Source organism: Ruegeria atlantica, assembly GCF_001458195.1.
Classification (GTDB): domain Bacteria; phylum Pseudomonadota; class Alphaproteobacteria; order Rhodobacterales; family Rhodobacteraceae; genus Ruegeria; species Ruegeria atlantica.
On sequence record NZ_CYPU01000039.1, the window covers coordinates 83,499 to 107,869 of the forward strand.

The 24,371-nt window shown below is 57.9% G+C and carries 20 protein-coding genes; 10 read left to right on the forward strand and 10 right to left on the reverse strand.

Annotation, left to right across the window (positions count from 1 at the left end; translation table 11 throughout):
• Positions 1–36 precede the first annotated feature (36 nt).
• The 5 genes from RUA4292_RS10355 to RUA4292_RS10375 all read right to left on the reverse strand — a co-directional run bounded on the left by RUA4292_RS10355 (position 37) and on the right by RUA4292_RS10375 (position 4,319).
• Positions 37–846 (reverse strand): M90 family metallopeptidase, encoded by an 810-nt coding sequence (locus RUA4292_RS10355; protein ID WP_058277521.1) that lies wholly within the window; start codon positions 844–846, stop codon positions 37–39.
• A gap of 116 nt (positions 847–962) precedes the next feature.
• The gene (locus tag RUA4292_RS10360) at positions 963–1,463 is read right to left on the reverse strand and encodes a bactofilin family protein (protein ID WP_058277522.1); all 501 of its coding nucleotides are present in this window, start codon (positions 1,461–1,463) and stop codon (positions 963–965) included.
• Positions 1,453–2,778, reverse strand: a complete 1,326-nt coding sequence (locus tag RUA4292_RS10365; RefSeq protein WP_058277523.1) for a M23 family metallopeptidase — start codon at positions 2,776–2,778, stop codon at positions 1,453–1,455. Before RUA4292_RS10365 ends, RUA4292_RS10360 begins: the two co-directional genes overlap by 11 nt.
• A gap of 178 nt (positions 2,779–2,956) precedes the next feature.
• Positions 2,957–3,772 (reverse strand): ferritin-like domain-containing protein, encoded by an 816-nt coding sequence (locus RUA4292_RS10370; RefSeq protein WP_058277524.1) that lies wholly within the window; start codon positions 3,770–3,772, stop codon positions 2,957–2,959.
• A gap of 85 nt (positions 3,773–3,857) precedes the next feature.
• Positions 3,858–4,319 (reverse strand): peroxiredoxin, encoded by a 462-nt coding sequence (locus RUA4292_RS10375; RefSeq protein WP_058277525.1) that lies wholly within the window; start codon positions 4,317–4,319, stop codon positions 3,858–3,860.
• Between the two features lie 68 nt (positions 4,320–4,387).
• Between RUA4292_RS10375 and RUA4292_RS10380 the strand changes: the two genes are divergently transcribed.
• The 4 genes from RUA4292_RS10380 to RUA4292_RS10395 all read left to right on the forward strand — a co-directional run bounded on the left by RUA4292_RS10380 (position 4,388) and on the right by RUA4292_RS10395 (position 10,938).
• On the forward strand, positions 4,388–7,771 hold the full coding sequence (locus RUA4292_RS10380) for a YhdP family protein (RefSeq protein ID WP_233493414.1): 3,384 nt from the start codon (positions 4,388–4,390) through the stop codon (positions 7,769–7,771).
• A 48-nt stretch (positions 7,772–7,819) separates the two neighbouring features.
• On the forward strand, positions 7,820–8,866 hold the full coding sequence (gene queA, locus RUA4292_RS10385; RefSeq protein ID WP_058277527.1) for a tRNA preQ1(34) S-adenosylmethionine ribosyltransferase-isomerase QueA: 1,047 nt from the start codon (positions 7,820–7,822) through the stop codon (positions 8,864–8,866).
• Between the two features lie 112 nt (positions 8,867–8,978).
• Positions 8,979–10,250, forward strand: coding sequence for an MFS transporter (locus RUA4292_RS10390; protein WP_058273985.1), 1,272 nt, complete (start codon positions 8,979–8,981; stop codon positions 10,248–10,250).
• 109 nt (positions 10,251–10,359) lie between these two features.
• On the forward strand, positions 10,360–10,938 hold the full coding sequence (locus tag RUA4292_RS10395; RefSeq protein ID WP_058278145.1) for a DUF924 family protein: 579 nt from the start codon (positions 10,360–10,362) through the stop codon (positions 10,936–10,938).
• On the opposite strand, the gene RUA4292_RS10400 is transcribed toward RUA4292_RS10395, so the two are convergent.
• A complete protein-coding gene (locus tag RUA4292_RS10400) occupies positions 10,935–11,369 on the reverse strand; it encodes a hypothetical protein (protein WP_058277528.1) in 435 nt (144 codons plus the stop codon). The genes RUA4292_RS10395 and RUA4292_RS10400 overlap by 4 nt on opposite strands.
• Before the next feature lie 216 nt (positions 11,370–11,585).
• On the opposite strand from RUA4292_RS10400, the gene lpdA reads away from it, so the two are divergent.
• The gene (lpdA, locus tag RUA4292_RS10405) at positions 11,586–12,980 is read left to right on the forward strand and encodes a dihydrolipoyl dehydrogenase (RefSeq protein ID WP_058273982.1); all 1,395 of its coding nucleotides are present in this window, start codon (positions 11,586–11,588) and stop codon (positions 12,978–12,980) included.
• A gap of 132 nt (positions 12,981–13,112) precedes the next feature.
• On the opposite strand, the gene RUA4292_RS10410 is transcribed toward lpdA, so the two are convergent.
• Entirely contained in the window at positions 13,113–14,498 is a 1,386-nt protein-coding gene (locus RUA4292_RS10410) for a dipeptidase (RefSeq protein WP_058277529.1), read from the reverse strand.
• 334 nt (positions 14,499–14,832) lie between these two features.
• On the opposite strand from RUA4292_RS10410, the gene hemA reads away from it, so the two are divergent.
• From hemA to ispG, 3 genes are all read left to right on the forward strand, one after another.
• Positions 14,833–16,056 carry a 5-aminolevulinate synthase gene (hemA, locus tag RUA4292_RS10415; RefSeq protein ID WP_058273980.1) on the forward strand — a complete coding sequence of 408 codons (1,224 nt, stop codon included), beginning with the start codon at positions 14,833–14,835 and terminating at the stop codon, positions 16,054–16,056.
• A gap of 129 nt (positions 16,057–16,185) precedes the next feature.
• Positions 16,186–17,400 (forward strand): helix-turn-helix domain-containing protein, encoded by a 1,215-nt coding sequence (locus RUA4292_RS10420; RefSeq protein ID WP_058277530.1) that lies wholly within the window; start codon positions 16,186–16,188, stop codon positions 17,398–17,400.
• A 71-nt stretch (positions 17,401–17,471) separates the two neighbouring features.
• On the forward strand, positions 17,472–18,593 hold the full coding sequence (gene ispG, locus RUA4292_RS10425; protein WP_058277531.1) for a flavodoxin-dependent (E)-4-hydroxy-3-methylbut-2-enyl-diphosphate synthase: 1,122 nt from the start codon (positions 17,472–17,474) through the stop codon (positions 18,591–18,593).
• 26 nt (positions 18,594–18,619) lie between these two features.
• On the opposite strand, the gene RUA4292_RS10430 is transcribed toward ispG, so the two are convergent.
• The 3 genes from RUA4292_RS10430 to RUA4292_RS10440 all read right to left on the reverse strand — a co-directional run bounded on the left by RUA4292_RS10430 (position 18,620) and on the right by RUA4292_RS10440 (position 21,889).
• Positions 18,620–19,690, reverse strand: coding sequence for an agmatine deiminase family protein (locus RUA4292_RS10430; RefSeq protein ID WP_058277532.1), 1,071 nt, complete (start codon positions 19,688–19,690; stop codon positions 18,620–18,622).
• A gap of 61 nt (positions 19,691–19,751) precedes the next feature.
• Entirely contained in the window at positions 19,752–20,510 is a 759-nt protein-coding gene (locus RUA4292_RS10435; protein WP_058277533.1) for a DsbA family protein, read from the reverse strand.
• Positions 20,507–21,889 (reverse strand): M48 family metalloprotease, encoded by a 1,383-nt coding sequence (locus RUA4292_RS10440; RefSeq protein ID WP_058277534.1) that lies wholly within the window; start codon positions 21,887–21,889, stop codon positions 20,507–20,509. Before RUA4292_RS10440 ends, RUA4292_RS10435 begins: the two co-directional genes overlap by 4 nt.
• Here RUA4292_RS10440 and RUA4292_RS10445 point away from each other — a divergent pair.
• Together RUA4292_RS10445 and RUA4292_RS10450 are read left to right on the forward strand one after the other, a co-directional pair.
• On the forward strand, positions 21,888–23,051 hold the full coding sequence (locus tag RUA4292_RS10445; protein ID WP_058277535.1) for a pyridoxal phosphate-dependent aminotransferase: 1,164 nt from the start codon (positions 21,888–21,890) through the stop codon (positions 23,049–23,051). The genes RUA4292_RS10440 and RUA4292_RS10445 overlap by 2 nt on opposite strands.
• A 66-nt stretch (positions 23,052–23,117) precedes the next feature.
• The gene (locus RUA4292_RS10450) at positions 23,118–24,338 is read left to right on the forward strand and encodes an N-acetylmuramoyl-L-alanine amidase (RefSeq protein ID WP_058277536.1); all 1,221 of its coding nucleotides are present in this window, start codon (positions 23,118–23,120) and stop codon (positions 24,336–24,338) included.
• The last annotated feature ends 33 nt before the right edge of the window (positions 24,339–24,371 follow it).

The window sequence follows — 24,371 nt, forward strand, 5'->3', positions numbered from 1 at the left end:
GTGGTCAGGAGTGAGGCGGTGGGACCCTAAGCGCGCTTAACCCCAGGTAACCGGGTCCAGTCGGAACAGTTTGGCAAGTTGGTCATAGACTTCCGGTGCTTCGGATTTGAGGTCGCGGGGTTTTTCCAAGAATACCTCGACGGAAACGGCAAAGAACTCTTCATGCCCGGTCGCGCCGTACGCATCGATGACGGTGCGTCGCCCGCTTTCGACGGCGCGGACAAGGGTATCGTAAGCGGTCAGAAAGACACGCTCCCATTCAGCAAAGCTTTGCCCGTCGCTCAGGATCGGGACACCGTTGGTGCCACCGGACAGATCGTCTATCTGGTGGGCGAACTCATGCAGTACGACGTTCTGCCCGTCATGGTCATTCAGCGCGCCAAGTTTGCTGTGGGTCCAGGAGAGAATAACCGGTCCCCGGTCCCAGCTTTCACCGGTGCGCACGATCTCTTTCTCGCTGACGACGTATCCTTCTTGTCGGCGCTGCCGAGACTTAAAAGCGTTCGGGTAGATCAGGATCGTTGTCAGGTTTTCATACCAAAGATCGCTGTTTACAATAAGCAGACAGGCCTGCGCGGCGATGGCCAGTTCCATCTCCTCGGTTACGTCCAGCCCGTCGCAACCAAAGAAACGAACCTGATCCAGAAACAGATTTACCTTGCCGTCCAGTTTGACACGCAGGTCAAGGGGCAGGCGGCGGATCAGAGGCACTTGCTGTTCGATGAGGATGCGTTGGTGGTCTGTCAGGGGCGTGGACAAAAGCTGTTGGCGCGCCCGGGACTTGGACCAGTAGCGATACAGTACGAAACCGGCGATAAGCGCCAAGGCGGTGAAAAAGAACAACATAACAGTCACTATAAGGACGCGCCGGGCGGTTGGAACCGGAAAACTCAATCGTCCCCGTCAAATGAAAAACGCCGCAGGTTTCCCCGCGGCGTTCGAAACTTGGAAACTGGTCCGCGTTACTGCTTGACCTCGGCTGCCGGGTTCGCGCCCGCCTTGCCGCTGCGGCCCGGGTTCAGGGGGTCGTCCTGACGCTGAACCGATCCTTCGAAATGCGCACCGCTTTCGATCGCGATGGTCTTGTGGATGATGTCGCCTTCGACACGTGCGGACGAGGTCAGGCGAACTTTCAAGCCGCGGACACGGCCCACGATGCGGCCGTTGATAACGACGTCATCGGCAGTGACTTCACCTTTGATGGTGGCGGTCTCACCGATTGTCAGCAGATGCGCACGGATGTCGCCTTCGACAGTGCCTTCGACCTGGATATCGCCCGAGGTCTTCAGGTTGCCCGTGATGTGCAGGTCCGAAGACAGAACCGATGCCGGTGGCTTGGGCTTGGGCGCGGTGCTGGCCTTGTTTTCTGCCGGTGCAGGGGCCGCCGGTGTCGCCGGTGCAGCGGGTTTTACCGCCTCGGGTGCAGTGGACGAGGGCTCGTTGATTTTGCTCTTAGAAAACATTTCTCGCAGCCTTGATGTAAGTCATTGGGTTAACAGGTTTTCCATTCACGCGAACTTCATAGTGCAGGTGCGTGCCGGTCGACCGTCCGGTGCTACCCATATCAGCAATATGATCGCCGCGCGAGACCCTTTGACCAACCTTCACGCGTATCTTCGTGTTATGGGCATAAAGTGTCTCAATTCCAAACGCGTGCTTGATTTTTACCAGCCGTCCAAACCCGGACTGCCAGCCGGCATGGGTGACCACACCGTCGGCGGTAGCAAAAATGTCGGTGCCATGGGCACCGGCGAAATCGGCGCCGTTATGCATGCGGCGACCACCTGTCTTGGGGTCGCGGCGCTTCCCGTAACCGCTCGTGAACCGCACGACGGAATTGACGGGGCTTGCAAACGGCGCTTTCGCTGCGGCAATTCGATACAGGTTCAACTGATCCATCTGTCGCAACAGAGTATTTGCGCGGATCTCGTCGGGGGTCAGTTCCTCACCGCGCGTGCTGAAAGAAATAGGGGTTAGGGGGCCGCCTATGCCGCTATAGCCGCGGCGGACTTCTTCGATGATGCGGTCGGTGGGCATGCCGGCCTGGCGGAACATCTTGTCTAGTGGTTCGACCGAGATCACCATCGCCTCTTCCAACTGGCGGAAAATCTCGTCGCTGCGTTCCTGCATCAGCCGGATTTCCAGCTCAAGATCGTCACGCTGTTCCAGCGCGTCCTTGGCATTGGCGGCAATCTGGTCGCGTTCCTCGGCGGTGCGGGACAGGGCTTCGGTCATAAAATTCATCTGTTCGGGGTTGGCAACGGCGGCCATGTACATGTCGCCTTCGCCCGCTTCCTGCTGAAGCGTGACCAGTTCAGTACGTGCTTCTTCGCGCTGTTTCATGGTGGCGCGCAGCGTGGTCTGGATAACCTCAATCCCGGTCTCAAGCTCGCGGCGGCGGTTTTCCGACGCCAGCAGTTCCGACTGCATGGCCGAAATCTGCTTGAGCGCGGCGTTGAACCGGTCCTGTGCTGCCAGAGCTTCGTGCGCACGCATGTCCCGCTCTACGGACATGATGTTCAGACGTTCCTGATAGGTTGCCTGATCGCGCTTAGCCTGTTCCCGGAAGTTACCCGATCCGATGCTGTCCATCAGAAGGATCGCGGTCGCAACGGCTGTCCAACCCACGAACAGTGCCACACCAGCGACAGCGACAACTTGCGTTTCCGAGCTTAGCCGAATGAATCGCGTATCACTATCTGATTTCAGAAAGACACGGCGTTCGGGAAAATGCCGCTCGAACAATGAATGTAATTTTATCGCCAGACGTGTTCTCACGCGTCTCACCTCTCCATCCCCAAGATCGGGATCGGTCGTGAGTGATAGCCGTCCCTTGGGCAAAGTGCATAAAGCGGCATTTTGTTTTGGGCAAGTTTGTTAACTTACCGACCCTGCGTTACTGGATTTTGCCGCCGATTCTAGGCGAGAAATTGCCGACATCGTCAACTAAAGCCCGTTATTGCGTCTGTCCCGGCAATGCCAAGTCCTCCGTCAGAGGCCAATAGAAATCCGGCGGCAGCCCGGCCTCGGCCCGTTTTTCTTCGTTAAACGGGGGCTTCAGGACGCCATGGAAATACTCGCGCACCAATTGATGAAACATATCCTTGGGATCTGTGTTTTCACGCCCACACAGGAAATGGAACCATTTTGAACCATAAGCCACGTGGCCCACTTCTTCGGCATAGATGACCTCGAGCGCGGCGATGGCCTGTTCGGCTTTGGACTTGCGGAATATGTCGATCATGCCGGGTGTCACGTCCAACCCACGCGCCTCAAGCACCATGGGGACAACCGCCAGCCGTCCCATCAGGTCTTCGGCGGTGTCTTCGGCCGCGCGCCACATTCCAGCATGCGCGGGCATGGCGCCATAGTGGCTGCCCATGCTTTCCAGACAGTCACAGACCATCTCAAAATGCCGCGATTCTTCCTCGGCACATTTGACCCAGTCATCGTAGAACCCGATCGGCATCGGCACGTGGCCAAATCGCGCGATGATATCCCAATGCAAGTCAACGGCGTTCAACTCGATATGCGCAACTGCGTGAAGCAGGGCAATACGCCCAGCCTCGGTCCCGGGCTTGCGCTTTGGAACCTCACGCGGCGACAGCAGCTCGGGCTTTTCCGGGCGGGCAGGGCTCAGCGGCGGAGTTGCGGTTCCCACCTCAATCTCAGGCGCGTCGCCCTTGCGCGAAGCGAACCAGGCTGCGGCATGGCGCTTGGACAGGGTGGTCTTTTCACGACCATCCGCTGTTGTCAGGACTTCGGTCGCCATCTGAGTCAGTGTTTTGGACACCGCGTTGTCTCCGCTGATTGAGGTGGACGGCTCTTAAACCGGATGGCAGCCATGGTCGAGAGGATTACAGGGCGCGCGCAGCCTCAAGCACCTCGTCCACATGGCCGGGGACTTTGACCTTGCGCCAGACCCTGGCGATCTTGCCCTCGCCATCGATCAAAAAGGTCGAGCGTTGAATCCCCATGGATTTCTTGCCGTACATGTTCTTTTCAACCCAGACGCCATAGTCCTCGCAGACCGAAGATCCTTCATCCGACAAAAGCGGAGTCGTCAGGCTGTGTTTGGCAACAAACTTGTCGTGCTTGGCAACACTATCCCGCGAGATGCCAAAAACTTGAGCCCCCGCATCACCAAAGGCCTGAAGTTGTTCCGAGAAACCGATGGATTCCTTGGTGCAGCCCGGCGTATCATCGCGGGGGTAGAAAAACAGAACGACGGCACCGCCGCGCAGGTCCGATAGGGTCACTTCGCCGCCGCCGTCGCGGGGTAATGTGAAATCAGGGGCGATGTCTGTTACGTCGGGCATTGGAAACTCCGCTAAAGGATTTTAAGTGCTGCCCGGCATAATAGGGCGACGCGAGCGGGTTGAAAGACTTGGATAAAAAATTGGCTCAGCACGAAGACGCAAGTGGCGACCGGCCCGAGACGCCTGTCCGCCGCCGGTCACGCCGTCGTATTGCCGCGCGCTGGAGCATCGGAACCTTGTTTTTAATGTGCCTGCTGGTCGGAGCGGGCTGGTTCTTTTTGATCGGAAAACAGCTGCACGCGCCGGAATGGGTCACACAGAAAGTAGAAGCGCGTCTGGAACGCAGCCTTGGCGGTCTGAAATTCACCTTTGGGGACGCCAGCTTTATCGTAAACGAAAAGTGGCGCCCGCGTATCCGATTGACGGATGTGACCATCAGCGATGCGGCGGGGCGTCAGATCGCTCAGATATCGGATTTGCGGACACGCCTGTCGATGCGTGAATTGCTGCGCGGCAAGATCAGACCGCGGCGGATCACTATGCTGGGTGCGCAGATTGCTTTGACCCGTGGTGAGGACGGTGCGCTTTCGCTGACAGTTGGGTCGGGTAGTGCTCCGGTGCAAAAGGCCCCGACGCTGGCACAGCTTATCGAGGAATCGGATGATGTGTTTCTGTCCCCGTTTCTGTCAGGATTGCGGGCGGTCGATCTGGAATCGCTGACGCTGGATTATCAGGATCTGCGACTGGGGCGGGCCTGGGTGTTTGACGGCGGGCATATCTCGATCATCCGGGACGGGGATGAAATGCGACTGGCGACCGGGTTTTCGGTGCTGACCGGGCGCGACTATGCCAGCACGATCGAGGCGAACTATACCAGTGTGCTTGGTACACCTCAGGCGAGTTTTGGGGTTTCGATCACCGATCTTCCCTCGGAAGACATCGCCACCCAAAGCGTTGCACTGGCGTGGTTGCAGGTGCTCAATGCTCCGATTTCCGGCGCGTTGCGCGGCAGCGTCGATGGGCAGGCCGCGCTGGGTCCGCTTTTCGCGACGTTGAATCTGGGCGAGGGTGTCCTGCAGCCCAGACCCGAGACGCGCCCGATCGGGTTCGAATCCGCGCGCGCCTATTTCACCTATGACCCCGCGCGCCATGTTCTGGAATTCAACGAGGCCTCTGTCGTGTCCGATGTGGGGGCCGTGCAGGCCGAAGGCAAAGCCTATTTGAACGGGGTCGAAAACGGTGTTCTTGAAAGCCTGACGTCACAGCTGACCCTGAACAGTATCGATATCTACCCCGGTGGTCTGTTCCCGGAATCGCTGGAAACGGCGCGGGCGGATGTGGATTTTCAACTCAAGCTTGCGCCGTTCGAGCTGCAGCTGGGGCAGTTAACCATCACCGATGCGCTGCACGAATTGCACGCAACGGGCAGGTTGATCGGTCAGCCCGACGGTTGGGATGCCGCGTTTGATGCGCAACTGGACAAGATGGGGTCCGAGAACCTGTTGCGATACTGGCCCGAAAGACTGGCGCCGAACCCGCGGAAATGGGTGTCGGAAAACCTGTTCGAAGGTCAGTTTTCGGATGTGGAGTTTTCACTACGCTTGCATCCGGGCAGTAAGCCGGACCTCTATTTGGGCCTTGGGTTCGATGAGGCCAAGATCAGGTTTGCCAAGACCTTGCCGCTGATCCAGGACGGGCGGGGCCGGCTTAGCCTGCTGAAAGATCGCTTTACCGTCACGGCTGAAAAAGGGGTTGTCATCGCCGATCAGGGTGGCGCGGTGGATGCCTCGGGAACCTCGTTCATCATCCCGGATACAACTGCCAAGGGCGGAACACCGGCGATTGCTCGGATCGAGGCGAGCGGCAGCGTCGAGGCCGCCTTGTCGCTGCTGGACCGACCACCACTTAGCCTGATGTCTAAAGCCAACTTGCCGGTCGATCTGGCGGCTGGTGACGTAAGCTTGTCAGGCACTTTGTCATTGCCGCTGAAAAAGGGGCTGAAGTTTCACGACACCGAATTCCACTACACCGGTGAAATCGACAATGTGCAAAGCGACAAACTTGTGCCTGACTATTCCGTCAGCGCTGACCTTTTGAACCTGTCCGGCAATCAGACCGAGGTGAAGATCGACGGCTACGGATTATTCGGCCAAGTGCCGATGCAGGTCGCGTGGCGTCAGCCCATTGGCGGAGACGGGCCTCAACGCAGCGAACTAAAGGGCCAGATTGAACTGTCGCCGTTGCTGATGAACGAGCTGAAGGTGCCGCTGCCGCCGGGCATGCTGACTGGAAAAGGCACAGCGGATATCACCGTTGGAATCGGCGCGGATGAACCGGTCACACTCTCTGCGACCTCGGACCTCGCCGGGGTCGGAATGGCGATTCCTGAACTTGGCTGGCGCAAAGGGACTGGGGCGACCGGAAAGATGACACTGGACGCCACGCTGGGTGAAAAGCCCAAAGTGGATGATCTGACGATTGATGTCGCGGGGCTGCGCACTAAAGCCTCGATCTTCTTCCGGGACGGGGGTGCCTTTGACCGGATACGGTTCAGTTCGTTTGATCTGGGCAACTGGCTGGCGGTGCCAGCCGAATTGATCAACACCGGCGGACCTGTCCCCAATATCATCGTTCAGGGCGGTGTCATGAATCTGGGTCGCGCAACCTTCGGCGAGGGCGGTGGCGGAGGAGAGTCAGGCCCAGGTCCAAGGATCGATGTTCTGTTGGACCGCCTGCAGGTGACCGAAGACATTGCACTGACCGGGTTCCGGGGCGCGTTTCAAACCACAGGCGGGGTGAACGGCACCTTTACGGCAAATGTAAACGGCGGCACGGCGGTCAGCGGTCAGGTGAGCCCGCGCGACAGCGGTAGCGCCGTGAACATAAAGTCGAAGGACGCGGGGGCCGTCCTGCGGTCAGCTGGTGTGATCACCCAGGCGCGTGGCGGCAGTTTGGACTTGCAGTTGGAACCGGTCAGCGCGCCGGGGAATTATGATGTGATCCTCAAGATATTAAACACACGCATTACCGACGCACCGGCAATGGCTGCGCTATTGGACGCGATCAGTCTTGTTGGACTTTTGGACGAGATGACCGGGCAGGGGATCTTTTTCTCGACTATCGATAGCCGCATGCGGATCACCCCGACCGAAATCAAAGTCCTCAGCGGCAGTGCCGTTGGCCCGTCCATCGGCTTGTCCTTTGACGGCACGATCGATACGGTTGCGGGCATGCTAAACCTGCGTGGCGCGATCTCTCCGATCTATCTGGTGAATGCAATCGGAAGTGTTTTCACAAAAAAGGGCGAAGGGGTCATCGGGTTTAACTACAGCCTGACCGGGCCGCTTACGAAGCCAAAGGTTTCCGTAAATCCGCTGTCTGGCCTTGCGCCCCTGTTCCTACGAAATTTGCTGCGCGCACCGGCCCCGACTGTATCAGATGGCCCAAATGCGCTGCCGAGAAAGCCGGATGAGCCCAAAAAGACCTTTGGCTCTCCACCACGGGACAATTGACCCGGATAGGCTGTTGCTGATTCCGATGCAGAATTGTATGGCGCGGCTATGAAACTCAGCGATTTTGACTTCCATCTGCCCGAAGACCGGATTGCCACACGTCCCGCCAGCCCGCGCTCATCCGCGCGCCTGTTGGTGGCCGAAGGTGACGCGATCTCGGATGCGCATGTTTTTGATCTAACCGACTGGTTGCAGCCGGGTGACAGATTGGTGCTAAACGACACGCGCGTCATCCCCGCGCGTCTGAACGGACGGCGCCATCGCAACAGTGCACAAGGACCGGTGTCTGCCGCAATCGAGGCGACTTTGCTGGACCCGCAGGCTGATGGCACATGGGCGGCCCTGATCAAACCGCTGAAGAAAGTGAAGCTGGGCGAAGACATTCAGTTCTCGGATCAGCTGAGCGCCACGCTGGAGCGGGTTGAGGACGGGCAAGCCTATCTGCGGTTCAATCTGTCAGGCGACGATTTTGATGCTGCGCTGGAACAGGCCGGTGCAATGCCTCTGCCGCCCTACATCGCCGCCAAGCGGCCTGCGGATGAGCAGGACAAGACGGATTACCAGACAATCTGGGCCCGCAATTCCGGTGCAGTTGCCGCCCCGACGGCGTCGCTGCATTTTGATGAGGCGTTGATGCAGGCGCTGGGCGCGCGCGGCGTCGCAGTCACTCATGTCACGCTGCATGTGGGCGCGGGAACGTTTCTGCCGGTCAAGGTTGAGGACGTGACGACCCACAAGATGCACGCCGAATGGGGCAGTGTCAGCGCCGCCGCCACTCAAGAGATCCGCGAGACCAAAGCCGCAGGTGGCAGGGTCATCCCGGTGGGCACCACCGCACTGCGTCTGATCGAAAGCGCCAGCCGGTCGGGCCAGATCGAGCCATGGGAAGGTGAGACCGATATCTTCATATATCCCGGTTTCGAATTTCATGTGACCGACGCCTTGATGACCAATTTCCACCTGCCGAAATCCACCTTGTTGATGCTGGTGTCGGCCCTGATGGGGCAGGAGCGAATGCGGAAGGTTTACGCGCATGCGATTGAACAGAAATACCGGTTCTTCTCTTACGGGGATGCGTCGCTTTTGATCCCGTAAGGGACGTGTTGTCGGGATCGAATCTTTTCAATGTCGTAGACAAGCATGACCAAAGCCGTTTTTGATTGCAAAACGGTGTCACAGTCTTGGTCGGAATTTTTCGGAGGCCCCAATGATTCAGGTCCTTTCCAGCGCATGGGCACTATTGCTTGGTATGGGCCTGTTGATGGTCGGAAACGGCCTTCAGGGGACAATTCTGGGTGTCCGGGGCGAGATCGAGGGGTTTTCGACCCTTCAGATGTCATTCGTGATGTCGGCCTATTTCGTCGGTTTCCTGGGTGGATCACGCCTTGCGCCTGAAATGATCCGTCGGGTTGGTCATGTGCGGGTCTTCGCCGCTCTGGCATCGTTCATTTCTGCCGTGATGATCATGTATCCGTTGATGACCGACCCGGTTATCTGGATTCTGGGCCGTGTCGTGATCGGGTTCTGTTTCTCCGGAGTGTACGTCACTGCGGAAAGCTGGCTCAACAATGCAGCCAGCAACGAGAACCGTGGGCAGGCGCTGTCTCTTTACATGATCTTCCAGATGACAGGCATCATCAGCGCACAAGGTTTGGTTCTTTTGGGCGATCCGGCCGGGTTCGATACCTTTGTAATCGCCTCCATTCTGGTTTCGGTCTCTTTTGCGCCAATTCTCTTGTCGATCTCACCGACACCTGCGTTTGACACAACCAAACCGATGACTTTGCGCGAATTGTTCGGATATTCGCCCTTGGGCTGTGTTGGCATGTTTCTTTTGGGTGGCGTGTTCTCTGCACAGTTCGGGATGGCGTCGGTATACGGTGCCCGCGCGGGTCTGACGCTGGTCGAGATTTCGACTTTTATTGCCGCATTCTATATCGGTGCTCTGGTCTTGCAGTATCCATTGGGATGGATGTCCGACCGCATGGATCGCCGTTTCCTGATTATGCTTGTTGCAGGGGTTGGCAGCTGCGCAGCAGTTGTGGGCTTGGTGTTCGGTGTGACGTTTCCAATCCTGCTGGGCGCGGCCTTTGTGATCGGCGGTATGTCGAATCCTCTGTATTCACTGCTGATTGCGCACGCTAATGACTTTCTGGAACACGAAGACATGGCCGCAGCGTCAGGGGGTCTTTTGTTCATCAACGGCATGGGGGCCATTGCGGGCCCGTTGATCACCGGTTGGCTCATGGGGGATGCGGTCTTTGGACCTCCGGGCTTTTTCCTTTTCATCGCAATACTGCTGGTCGTTATGGCTGGCTATGCGCTATACCGTATGACCCAGCGCGCGGCGATCCCGGTCGACGAAACAGGCACCATGTCGCCGCTCTATCCAACGGCGTCTCCGGTTGTGATGGAATTGGCGCAGGAGGTGGCCATTGAGGCCGCAGAAGCCGAGCAGGAAACGCAAGATGTTGCCTAGAACACGAATTTATGTCGCAAGTGTTGCAATAATTTACTGTTACAATTCTGTAAAACACACTTAAATGAATTTAAGTCCCTCGGGGGGGAAACACGACGGAGTTAAGGGCATGGCAAGTCCTGAAGATGTATTGAGTTTTTGGTTAGATGAGGTTGGTCCCAAGGGTTGGTATCTGCAGGATGACGCATTGGATGCAGAAATCCGCGAAAGGTTCCTGACCACATGGGAGGTTGCGAGTGAAGGCAAGTTCTCTCTCTGGCTGACCTATCCCAGCGGTGCATTGGCGTACATCATCCTGATGGATCAGTTTCCACGCAACATGTTCCGAGGAAGCGCTGAGGCCTTCGCCTCAGACCGCGCGGCGTTGTCAGCAGCGAAATGTGCGGTGGACAAAGGGTGGGATATGAAGATCGACGAACCGGCCCGCCAGTTCTTTTATCTTCCATTGATGCATTCGGAAAACCTGTGTGACCAGGAACGCTGTGTGCGCCTGATGTGTCAAAACATGACCGATGGCGACGACGGCAACCTGTTGCACGCAAGGGCGCATCGCGAAGTGATCCGCAAGTTCGGTCGGTTCCCATACCGCAACGACGCTCTCTCGCGCCCAATGACCGAGCACGAGGCCGCCTATGTCGACATGGGCGGATATGGCGCGACCGTGCGCGAGCTGCAGACAGCCGGCTAGGACGCCGGCTCGCAGCCTCGGATTGCAATGATCCGGTCGGCAAAAATGTCGGCCGAATTTTCAATTGCAGTGTTAATTAACTGGTCCGGGGCTTCGGTCAACTCGGCTATTCTCGCCTGCGCAGCTTGCAGGTTATTCTCTAAATCATTCAGCTTTTCCAAAGCTTCAGACAGTTTTTGGGCGGTGGCACTATCGGCTGCTGTTCCGCTAAACTGAAGGGATGACAGGTCGCTGCGCAATGCCGTCAGTTCACCGCGTATCCCTTGAACGTCTTCCTTCAGGGGCGCTACGATCTGGACCTTCTCCGCAAACTTGACGGTAATGTCGTCGACTGTAGAAGCCAGCTTCCACCCCAGAAACAGGCATAGTGCAATCAGGATAAGCGTTGCATTCAGCACGGCGAGCAACAGATCTTTGAGCGTTTTGGCCATGGTAAGCCTTTCGAATGACTTGGGTTTCACAAAGTCCGGACAGGCCCGGTGCGTATCTTCTAGCCATAGGTTCACGCGCGGTATAGGCTGAAAACAGCGCATACCGCGCCAGTTTATCCTGCGTCTGTTTTGTCGCGGGAGCAATATGTTGATGCATTCAGGGGATTAGTTTAATGGTAAACTAATTTCTGAATCGACCTGCGCCGAGAGGGAAACATGGCAGCACAATCTTTTGATCTGATCGTAATTGGCGCCGGTCCCGGTGGCTACGTGGCCGCTATCCGTGCGGCTCAGCTGGGCTTGAAGACCGCCGTGGTCGAACGCGAGCATTTGGGCGGTATCTGTCTGAACTGGGGCTGTATCCCGACCAAGGCGCTGCTGCGAACGTCCGAAGTGTTCCATCTGATGGAGCGGGCCAAGGATTTCGGCCTGAGCGCTGACAAGATTGGCTTTGATCTGGATGCGGTCGTCAAGCGTTCACGCGGCGTTGCGGCGCAGTTGTCGGGCGGCATCGGTCATTTGTTGAAAAAGAACAAAGTTACCGTGGTCATGGGCGCGGCAACGATCCCTGCAAAAGGCAAGGTCACTGTCAAAACCGACAAGGGTACCGAGGAACTGACCGCCAAGAACATCGTTCTGGCCACCGGTGCGCGGGCGCGGGAACTGCCCGGATTGGAAGCGGATGGCGATCTGGTTTGGACCTACAAGCACGCACTCCAGCCGCCGCGGATGCCAAAAAAGCTGTTGGTGATCGGGTCTGGCGCAATCGGAATCGAATTCGCCAGCTTCTATAATACGTTGGGCGCAGACACGACCGTGGTCGAGGTTATGGACCGGGTCCTGCCGGTCGAGGACGCAGAAATCAGCGCGCTGGCCAAGAAGGCCTTTACCAAACAAGGCATGACCATCATGGAAAAGGCGATGGTCAAGCAACTGGACCGCGCCAAGGGTAAGGTCACGGCGCATATTGAGGTTAAGGGCAAGGTCGAAAAGCACGATTTTGACACCGTGATCTCGGCAGTAGGGATTGTCGGCAATGTCGAAAACCTTGGGCTCGAGGCCTTGGGCGTCAAGATTGACCGTACCCATGTCGTCACGGATGAATTCTGCCGCACAGGTGTCGACGGACTTTACGCAATTGGTGATATCGCAGGCGCCCCCTGGCTGGCGCACAAAGCCAGCCATGAAGGTGTTATGGTTGCAGAATTGATCGCCGGTAAACACGCTCATCCGGTGAAACCCGAAAGCATCGCCGGCTGCACCTATTGTCAGCCTCAGGTCGCATCGGTGGGGTACACCGAAGCCAAGGCGAAAGAGCTTGGCTATGACATCAAGGTCGGCAAGTTCCCGTTCATCGGCAACGGCAAAGCCATTGCGTTGGGTGAACCCGAGGGCCTGATCAAAACGATTTTCGACGCCAAGACAGGTGAATTGCTAGGGGCACATATGATCGGCGCGGAAGTTACTGAGTTGATTCAAGGCTACGTAGTGGGACGGCAATTGGAGACCACCGAGGAAGACCTGATGAACACTGTCTTCCCACACCCGACTCTGTCGGAAATGATGCACGAAAGCGTGTTGGATGCCTACGGGCGTGTGATCCACATGTAAGAATGGGGGCTTTGCCCCCACCGCCCGTGCCGGGCGTCTCCCCCGGGATATTTAAAGGCCAGATGAATGAAGGATCCTTCCTTCATCTGGCTAAAAATATCACGGAGCACGAGGCAGAGCCTCGCAAGTATCTTATTTATTCAATGCGTCCAGTGTGCGCGCCCACGAACGAATGCCCTTGTGGAAACTTTTCACGTCATACTTTTCGTTCGGTGAGTGGATGGCATCGTCGTCATTGGCGTAGCCGACGAGCATCGAGTCCAGTCCGAGAACCGAATCAAAATAGCCAACCACCGGGATCGAACCGCCCATGCCGGTAAAGACAGCTTCGCGGTTCCACTCATCTGATAACGCGCCGCGCGCGGCCTCGAATTCGGGGCGATCTAGGTTCATCACCGATGCCGGAGCCCCTTCGAGATCGTTGTCCCAGACAACTTTCGCGTCGGGCGACAGGCGATCTTCGACATGTTTGCGGATTTTGTCGCGCAGGGCATCGGGGTCCATGTCGCCGACCAGCCGGCAGGTGATCTTGCAGTGCGCTTCGGACGGGATCACGGTTTTCGATCCTGCACCGTTATAGCCGCCCCACAAGCCGTTCACTTCCAGCGTTGGACGTGCCCATTGCTGTTCCAGTGTGGAATAGCCCTTTTCTCCATGCGGTTGCGAGTAACCGACAGAACTCAGGTATTCCGCCTCATCAAAACCGCAATTTTCCCATTGGCGGAGCTGCTCTACGGGCACTTCGTGTACACCTTCGTAAAACCCGTCAACGGCCACGCGACCGGTTTCGTCGTCGTAGAACGAGGCGACGATCTTCGACAACTCACGCAGCGGGTTCAGGCCCGGGCCGCCGTAGTGACCGGAATGCAGATCGATGCGGGGACCAATGATGGTGAATTCATCCTTGAGCATACCGCGCAATTGCGAGGCGATGGAGGGCACGCCACGCGAGACCATCGAGGTGTCGCAGACCAGTGCTAGATCGGCTTTCAACTCTTCCTTGTTGGCTTCCAGGAACGGAACCAGCGAGGGCGAGCCGGATTCTTCTTCGCCTTCGAAGAAAAACGTGATGCGGTAGGGCAGAGTGCCGTGGATGGCTTTCCATGCGCGGCAAGCCTCGACGAAGGTCATCAACTGACCCTTATCATCTGAAGAACCTCGGCCACGGATGACCTGACCATTTTCGGTGTCTTCCAGAGCGGGATCAAAGGGGTCTCGGTTCCAAAGTTCCAGCGGGTCAACGGGTTGGACGTCGTAGTGGCCATAAAAAAGAACATGAGGACCGTCGCCGTCTTCGCCCACATGGCCAACGACCATCGGGTGACCCGGGGTCTCGCGCTTTTCGGCTGCAATGCCAATGCTTTGCAGGTCGGCGACCAGCCAGTCAGCGGCCTGGTCGACCTGCTCTTTGTATGCGGGGTCGGTCGAGATCGACGGGATGCGCAGAAACTCCATCAAACGGTCGATGGAAGTGGTCAAATCGGAATCGATCTTGCTCAGAACAGCGTCTAGCGACATGAGCTTCTCCTGAATGGCGTGAACTGCTGCGGAACCTATCAGCACCGGCGGCGCCGTCCAGTGCGTATCGGCAGGATTTGCAGTATACTGTCGGAAACAGAATGTGTGGCAGGGTTATCGCCTGCGTCGTTTCCTCGCGTCTTATGGCCGTAACTTTACTTGTCGGGGGGCGTGAACAGGGATAATTGATACAGATCAATGCTGCGACTCCTGTAATGCCACTAGGCAAGGTACTCAAGGGGAAGCAAACCGCGGGGACGGCTTGATCCGTCATTCGGGGAAATAACGGGTTCGACAAACAGCACGTCTATGTCGGGCACAGAAGGAGAAACTGGTGGACTATACTGCTCAGCTCGATTCAGCGATTGCCAGGCTGCATGACGAAGGCCGTTATCGGACCTTTATTGATATCGAACGCCAGAAGGGTCATTTCCCGCATGCTGTACGGACGCGTCCGGACGGCTCGCAGCAGAATATCACCGTGTGGTGTGGAAACGACTATTTGGGTATGGGCCAGAATCCGGTTGTTCTGAATGCAATGCATGATGCGGTTGATGCTGCTGGTGCGGGTTCGGGCGGAACGCGTAACATCTCGGGCACCACGGTCTATCACAAGCAGCTTGAGGCTGAGCTGGCCGATCTGCACGGCAAAGAGGCAGCGTTGCTGTTCACCAGCGCCTATATCGCGAATGACGCGACGCTCAGCACTTTGCCGAAACTATTCCCCGGTCTGATCATTTATTCCGATGCACTGAACCATGCTTCAATGATCGAAGGCGTGCGCCGCAATGGAGGCGACAAGCGAATCTTCCGTCACAACGACGTCGCGCATCTGCGCGAGCTGCTTGAGGCCGACGATCCTGCGACACCCAAACTGATCGCTTTCGAGTCGGTCTATTCGATGGACGGCGATTTCGGCCCGATCGAAGAGATCTGCGACCTGGCAGATGAATTTGGCGCGCTGACCTACATCGACGAGGTTCACGCGGTTGGCATGTACGGTCCGCGCGGTGGTGGCGTGACCGAACGCGATCGTTTGGCGCATCGCATCGACATCATCAACGGAACACTTGCCAAGGCCTATGGCGTGATGGGGGGCTATATCGCCGCCAGTGAAAAAATGTGTGACGCTGTGCGTTCTTACGCGCCGGGCTTCATCTTCACGACATCGCTTCCGCCGGCCGTTGCCGCCGGTGCTGCCGCTTCGGTGGCCTATCTGAAAGGTGCGTCAGAGTTGCGAGAGCAGCATCAGACACAGGCCAAGGTGCTTAAGCTACGCCTGAAAGGGATGGGCCTGCCGTTAATCGATCATGGCAGCCACATCGTACCTGTGATCGTCGGCAACCCGGTGCACACCAAAATCCTGAGTGACAGACTGCTGGATGACCATGGAATTTACGTCCAGCCGATCAACTTCCCGACCGTGCCGCGCGGTACGGAACGCCTGCGCTTTACCCCGTCACCGATCCACGGACCGGGTGAAATGAACCGGCTGATCCATGCGATGGACGAACTTTGGTCACATTGTGCGCTAAATCGCGCCGAACTTGCAGGATAACCTCACGCCAAAGTGTGCAATGCGTTTGTCGCGTGTTAAGCTTACGCTAACAAAAGAGACGCGCGAATCGTTACGTAGGCGATTCGCCGTTGGCGTGTAACACGCGCAAGGCAGAATGGGGCAGCAGGGATGATTGGGCGCAAATCACAGCGCGATTCCGAAGAAAACACGGACGTCAGGCCGAAGGGCTTTGACGACTATGAGGTACGGCTTGGCGACAGGATGCGCGGCGAACGCGCGACCATGGGTAAGTCTCTTTTGGATGTTCAACGCGAACTGCGGATCAAAGCCAACTACATAGCTGCAATCGAAGACGCTGATCCCGATGCGTTTGACACACCCGGCTTCATCGCCGGGTATGTGCGTTCTTATGCACGCTATCTGGGCATGAACCCGGATGATACCTTTGCCACGTTCTGCGCCGAAAGCGGGTTCGAAGTGGCCCATGGTATGTCAGCCGAGGCTTCGGTTGTTCGCAAACCATCCGGGGGGGTGCCCGCACGGGGCCCGATGGGGCGCGATCCGTTCATCTCGCCGAATACACCTTACATCCCGGGCAGGGAATCTCTGGTCAGCCAGATTGAGCCCCGCGCTATTGGGTCGTCTCTGGTCCTGCTAGCTATGATTGGTGGCATTGGCTATGGCGGTTGGGCTGTATTGAACAAAATCCAACAGGTTCAGGTGAGCCCGGTTGAACAGGCCCCGGTGGTTCTGTCCGATCTCGACCCGTTGGATGCAGCCCGCGCTCCGGTAGAACTTGCCGAAGCAGCAGAATCCACAGCACCGACCCCCGAGGCGCTGGATCGTCTTTATCGCCCACAGGCGTTGGATGTTCCGGTTCTTGTGGCACGTGACGCGCCGATTGCCACATTGGACCCTCGCACTGTCGGAACGTTCCGCCCGCCAGAGGCGCCCCGGATCGAAGTGGCCGAGGTGCACACTGTTGAACGTCTCGCATTGCCGCAGGTTGTTGAACAGGTTGATACCTCACTGAAGATCGTGGCCGTTGCCCCATCGTGGATGCGTATTCGCGCCGCCGATGGAAGCGTTCTGTTTGAAGGCACATTGGGCACGGTCGAGCAGGGCAATACATTCGAGATTCCGCTGACCGAAGAACCTCCGCAACTGCGCGCAGGGGCTTCGGGTTCCGTTTATTTCTCGATGAATGGTGAACATTTTGGGCCCGTTGGCGCGCCGGGCACAGTGACTAAAGGGGTTCTGCTGTCTAAGGACGCGGTTGCCGAACGCTATGAGATCGCCGATCTGGAATCCGAACAGAACAGCGCCCTCAAACAATTGGTGGCCGAACTTCAGGCGGAAGTACCTCAAACGCCGACTGAGTGATCTGGCCATTGCGGTGGCCGGGTAGGCGGACTATTTAAAGACGCAACTCAGGCAGCTTTGGACCCGTCCTCATGTCCCTTAATCACGTCCGCCCGTGGCGCAATATCTACCGCCGCAAATCCCGCCAGATCATGGTTGGAAATGTTCCGGTCGGAGGCGACGCACCCATTGCTGTCCAGACGATGACAAACACCCTGACAACGGATGTTGCCGGGACCATTGCGCAGGTTCAGGCCGCAGCAGAGGCGGGTGCCGATATCGTGCGGATTTCCGTCCCTGATGAGGCGTCATCGAAAGCACTAAAAGAGATCGTGCGCGAAAGCCCGGTTCCTATCGTGGCCGACATCCACTTTCACTATCGGCGCGGTATCGAAGCTGCCGAAGCGGGTGCCGCATGCCTGCGCATCAACCCGGGCAATATCGGCGATGAAAAGCGTGTGAAGGAGGTTATCAAGGCCGCGCAGGACCATAATTGCTCGATCCGCATCGGGGTGAACGCCGGTAGTCTGGAAAAGCACCTGCTTGAGAAATATGGCGAACCATGCCCCGAGGCGATGGTCGAGAGCGGTTTGGAGCATATTCGGATCCTACAGGACAACGACTTTCACGAGTTCAAGATAAGCGTGAAGGCCAGCGACGTCTTCCTGTCGGCCGCAGCCTATCAGGGCATTGCCGAGGCCACGGACGCGCCGATCCACCTTGGCATCACCGAAGCTGGCGGGTTGGTGTCTGGCACCATCAAATCGGCCGTCGGGCTGGGCAATTTGCTGTGGATGGGTATTGGCGACACGATCCGTGTCAGCTTGTCCGCTGACCCGGTCGAAGAAGTAAAAGTGGGCTTTGAGATCCTGAAATCTCTGGGCCTGCGCCATCGCGGCGTGAACATCATCTCGTGCCCCTCCTGCGCGCGGCAGGGGTTCGACGTGATCAAAACGGTCGAGGCGCTGGAACAGCGGCTGGAACACATCAAAACGCCGATGAGCCTGTCGATCATCGGCTGCGTGGTGAACGGGCCGGGTGAGGCGCTGATGACCGATGTCGGTTTCACCGGCGGCGGGGCTGGATCGGGCATGGTTTATCTGGCGGGCAAGGCCAGCCACAAGATGTCCAACGACCAGATGATTGATCACATCGTCGAAGAGGTCGAAAAGAAGGCGGCGGAACTGGACGCCGTGGCTGAGGCGGCTGAATAGTTGATATCACTGACCCTCGGGTCTTGTTAGACGGCGGGCATTTGTTGCGTTGCGCAGTGAATACCGCCACCAAATTCGCCTAAAATATCGACGTTCAGTGCCACAACTTCGCGCCCCGGGTAATGTCGGGACAGGGCGTCGCGCGCGATGGTGTCGGTTTCTTTGTCACCGAATTGGGCCATGATGACCGCGCCATTGCAAACATAGTAGTTTGCATAGGACGCCACGCACTCTGGATCTTTGACCCGCCTTCTGACTGGTTCCGGAATAACCTCTACTTGTAAACCTTCCGCAACCAATCGGTCATGCGTGTCCAATGCCGCAAGATGGAAGGGGTCCTGAAAATCAGGCTCGTCTGGAAGGTTGACCAGAACACGACCCGGTCCGGTAAGGCGTGCCAGACTGTCGATATGGTAGTCGGTAATGTCTTCGCCCCAAACACCCTCGGACCAAATCATGCGGTTTGCTCCGTAGGCGGCCAAAAGTTTGGCTTCGATCTCGTTACGAGACTGGCCAGGGTTGCGATTGTCATTCAGCCATGAGCTTTCATGCGCAATGAGCAGGCCGTGCCCGTCTTGCTCAACACCTCCACCTTCACCGTTCAGGCCGGAGGGAAGGAGCGGCAGGCCCAGTCGTTCAGCAACGCGACCAGCGACACGAGCGTCCTGTTTGTGTGCTTGCTTCTCACCCCAGCCATTGAACTGGATTTTGCGGATCGCCATGTCACCGCCGTCTGAGATCAAAAAGATCGGTCCGGAATCCCGGCACCAAAGGTCTTCGGTTGGGACGTCCCACAATTCAACTTCCGTTGAAAGTTTTTCACGCGCTGCCGAATGCTGTTCGGCGGCAGCCAGCATCGTCACCGGTTCAAATGGCGATATCGCATTGGCAATATCGGCGATCGTTTGCTGCACCAGATCACGCAAGTGGGCATCTGGATACACATTGCTGCTTACCGGCCACTGCATGAAAGTGCGTTGGTGTCGTGTTTCTTCCGCGGGAACAAAATAGCCCAAACCAGCTTGGGCAAAAGGTTGCTGTGTGACACTCATTAACCCAATCGCCCCACCGGACAGCAGAACTTCCCTACGCTTCATTGTGAAAACCCCAATAGGCTGTTGGGTGAAGAGCACCTCAGCGAGAGGTGCTCTTTGTTCATCAGCCCTGTTCTGCGCGCACACCGTCCGCAATCTGCTTCATCTGATCCGCTGGCAGGAACCCACGCAGCATCTCTGTGCCCAGAACAAATGAAGGTGTTCCCGAAATCTGCATACGCTGCGCCAGCGCACGGGTCTGACCGATTTCATCCGTAACCTGCTCGCTGTCCATGGCCGCAATGATCGCATCGCTGTCCAGGCCGAGGCCATCCGAAATCCGGCGCAGGGAGACTTCGGAAGGCTCTCCACCGAATTCCATCAGTGCGTCATGGACCTGTTTGTAGGCGTCAGCGCCAGCCACATGTTTGGTTGCGACCGCAAAGCGCGAAGACAGGACCGAGGCGTCGCCCAAGATCGGGAATTCCTTGATCACAAGGCGGATGTTGCCATCTTCGGCCAACAGGCTCGCGACTTCGGGCACGGCGCGGCGACAGTAGCCGCAGCGGTAATCCATGAATTCGACCAGAGTGATGTCGCCTTCCGGGTTGCCGCCAACCCAGCTATAGCCGTCGTTGAACAGCTCGTCCGCATTGGCGGCGACCAGTTCCTTGTCAGCGGAAGCTTCGGCCACAGCGTTACGCTGTTCAAGAATGTTGATTGCTTCGATGATCACTTCGGGGTTTTCCAGAAGGTACTCGCGCACCTGCACACCGAACTGTTCGCGTTCGGCATCGCTCATGGTGCTCAGGTCCAGGGCCTGCGCGGGGCCGGTGATCAGGGAAAGCCCCAGAAGGGCGGGTGCAGCATGTCTGAGGATCATTTCCGGTTCCTTTTCTTTTTCTTCGCTCGTTCCGAGGCAATCAACACATCCTGTGCCCGTTGCCAACCAGGTGAACCTTCGGGCAATTGCCCGACGGCGCGTTTTGCGTGAATGCCTGCATCGACCAGGCGGCCTTGCAGGGCATAGCGTTCTGCGGTCACAGCCGAGGCCATGCCGTTATTTCCGACCTTGGCATAAGCCATTCCAAGATCCTGCATCAGCCGTGCATTGCGATAGTCCCGCGCGCGGGCCTTTTCAAGCACCTTCAGGGCGTCGGTCGTCTGCCCATCTGCCAGCAAGGCGCGCCCGTACCCCGCCAGAAGCAATGGATCATTTGGCGACATCTCAACTGCCTGTCCATAAGCTTTAATTGCGTCTGGCAACTTTCTGTTTTCCAGCAGAATTTGCCCTTTTAGCTCATAAAAGAACGGATCATCGGGCCGGATTTCCAGCGCGCCGTCGATCGCTGCCCTTGCGCGGGCCAGATCGCGGTTTTGATGATGTGCGGCGGCTTCGCGCATCAGGCGGATGTCCTGCGCGCTTTCCTCTTTCAACCGGCGCAAGGTCCAGCCCGGCGAGCGTAGGAAGGCCGATAGCTTGCCCTTGACCCGCGCGAACCAGTAGTCGGCGTTGGGGTTTGGTGAAGCATGATCGCTGAACTCGCCCACAAACGCCTCAGCGGCGCGCAGCCGTTCGCGGCTGGTGGGGTGGGATCGCATATAGGGGTCTTGGTTGGCAGTGTTCAACAACTCCTGACCGGCAAACTTTTGGTGCAGAGCGACCATCCCGTTGGGTGAGATCCCCGCCGCGCGCAGGTAACTGGCCGAACTGCGGTCGGCTGATGCCTCTTCTGCCCGTGTGTGCCCCAGGAAACTGCGCAGGGCAGACGCGGATGTGCCAGCGGCGATTCCCGCTGCGGCCTCGCCACCACCTGCGGCTGCGGCGATCAGGGCCAGCGCAGTGCCCAGCTGGGCTTTGCGCTGCGCTGCGCGCATATTTTCAACCCGTCTGGCCAGATGGCCGTTGGCGATATGAGCCGCTTCATGGGCGATCACGGCTTGCAGCATCTCAGGGCTTTCGACGGTCAGGATTAGCCCGTAATTTACGTATATCGCGTTGTAATCAATGACAAATGCGTTGAATGTGCTGTCATTGACGACCAGAATTTTCACCCGATTGGTGTTTAGCCCGGCGGCCCGCAGAATGGGAAAGGCCAGTTCGCGCAACCCGTGCTCGATATCGGGGTCGCGGATCAGGCTTTGAGCGCTGGACTGAAACGCACTGCTCATCCATGTCACTGCAATCAGCAACAGGGCCGGGATTGACGCCAGCCTGGATAAGCGTTCAAAAGCCATGGCTGCAACATGGGAGATGGGCATGAGAAACTCAACCCGATCCGGGGTCGATCCCTTCATCGTGATGGACGTGATGGAGGCCGCACGCCGCGCCGAAGAGGCCGGACGGCACATCATCCATATGGAGGTCGGCCAGCCGGGAACGGGCGCGCCCAAGGGGGCCGTTCAGGCCTTGGCCAAAGAAATGGATCAAGGTCCGCTGGGCTATACCGTGGCTTTGGGTCTGCCCGCGCTGCGGCAACGGATCGCAAGCCTGTACGGTGAGTGGTACAACGTCGATCTCAACCCCGACCGCGTCGTGGTTACACCGGGATCGTCCGGCGGGTTTCTGCTGGCATTCACTGCCCTGTTCGATAGCGGCGACCGCGTTGGTATCGGCGCGCCGGGCTATCCGTCTTACCGGCAGATTCTGAAAGCGCTAGGTCTGGTCCCTGTCGATCTGCCCACTGCACCTGAGAACCGGCTGCAACCCGTGCCATCCGATTTCGCAGGGCTCGACCTGCAAGGCCTGATGGTTGCCTCGCCTGCGAACCCCACCGGCACGATGTTGGATCACAAAGCGATGGGCGCGCTGATAGACGCCGCGCAGGGGCAGGGCGCTTCGTTCATCAGTGATGAGATTTACCATGGGCTGGAATATGAGGCCAAAGCCGTCACCGCGTTGGAACTGACTGATGACTGCTATGTGATCAACTCGTTTTCCAAGTATTTCTCGATGACCGGCTGGCGCGTTGGCTGGATGGTGGTTCCCGAAGATCAGGTGAGGGTGGTCGAACGGATCGCCCAGAACATGTTCATCTGTGCGCCGCACGCCAGCCAAGTGGCCGCGCTGGCGGCAATGGATTGCAACGATGACTTGCAGACCAATCTGGATGTTTATCGCCGCAACCGCCAATTGATGCTGGACGTGCTGCCCAAGGCCGGTTTCACCAATATCGCGCCGCCAGATGGGGCGTTTTATGTCTACGCCGACGTCTCGGACCTGACCGACGACAGCCGGGCCTTTGCGGCCGAGGTGTTAGAAAAGGCCGGGGTAGCCGTCACGCCGGGGCTGGATTTCGACCCGCTGCGCGGTCATACGACGCTTCGGTTTTCATACGCGCGATCGACGGCGGACATCGAAGAGGGTCTGCAGCGCCTGCACCGCTTTATGGCGGATCGCGGTGCGATCACGGAACAGGCCTGAGCCGTTCACAACGGGCCCCGGATGCGATAGAGTGCCAGACAAACGATCTCGGGAAAACTTGAGGCCATGAGCAGGATCATTTACGCCATTGCGCTGTTTTGGGCGCTGTCGACTGCCGCAGTCGCGCATGACTTCAGCGCGCTTGCGCGCGTCTTGCCGGATGACAGTCGCATTGTGGACGAAGGTCGCGCAGGGGTGAGGGTCGATCTGGGCCTCAGCCAGGGCGTTCCTTACCGCGTATTCACATTGCAAGATCCCTATCGCATGGTACTTGATTTTCAAGAGGTTGACTGGACTGGGCTTGACCGAGAAGCGCTTCTGCAAACCGATCGTATCAGCGGTGTTCAGTTCGGCGCGTATGTTCCCGGGTGGTCTCGGATGGTTTTGGAGCTTGGCGCGCCTTTGGCCGTCGACCGCGCCGAAATGAAAATTGATCAAACGGCTGGAGGCGCGCAACTGTCGCTGCTTCTGCAAGGAACCGATTTCGATTCATTCGCCGCCGGCGCAGGCGCACCCCGTCAACAAGGTTGGGATTTGCCCGAACCCGCGGTGACAGCGACTCAGTCGCGCCAGGGCGGGGCAGGCGCGTTGCGGGTCATGCTTGACCCCGGCCATGGCGGTATTGACCCGGGGGCCGAGGCCGACGGGTTGGACGAAAAGACCCTGATGCTGACCTTCGCGCGCGAGCTTCGCGAGCATTTATTGCGGACCGGAGGGTTCGAAGTGGTGATGACGCGGGTTGATGACCAATTCGTCTCGCTCGAACGGCGCATCGCGCTGGCGCATCGGGCCGGTGCCGATGTGTTTATCTCACTGCATGCAGATATCCTGTCCGAAGGGCGGGCGCATGGTGCCGCAGTATATACTTTGTCGGACGAAGCATCAGATGTGGCCAGTGACAAGCTGGCCGAACGTCATGACCGGGGTGACCTGATCTCGGGGATCGATCTAAGCGGTGCGGATGACCAGGTGGCCGATATTCTGCTGGATATCGCGCGGCAGGAAACCAAGCCCCGAACTGATGCGCTGGCCCGTGCGTTGGCAGATGGCATGACACAACAGGGCGGCCCGATGAACAGCAGGCCGATCCGCACGGCCTCATTCTCGGTTCTTAAAGCGGCGGACATCCCTTCGGTTCTGGTCGAGCTTGGATTTCTCTCCAGCCCACGGGACCTGCAGAATATCAGAAACCCGGAATGGCGCGTTGGAATGGCGCAGGGCATTGTCGATGGTCTTAAGAAATGGCGGCAGGACGACCTGATCAAAAGATCCCTGATTGGTCAGTGACCCTGCGACGTAAACCGGCTATTATTGGCCATC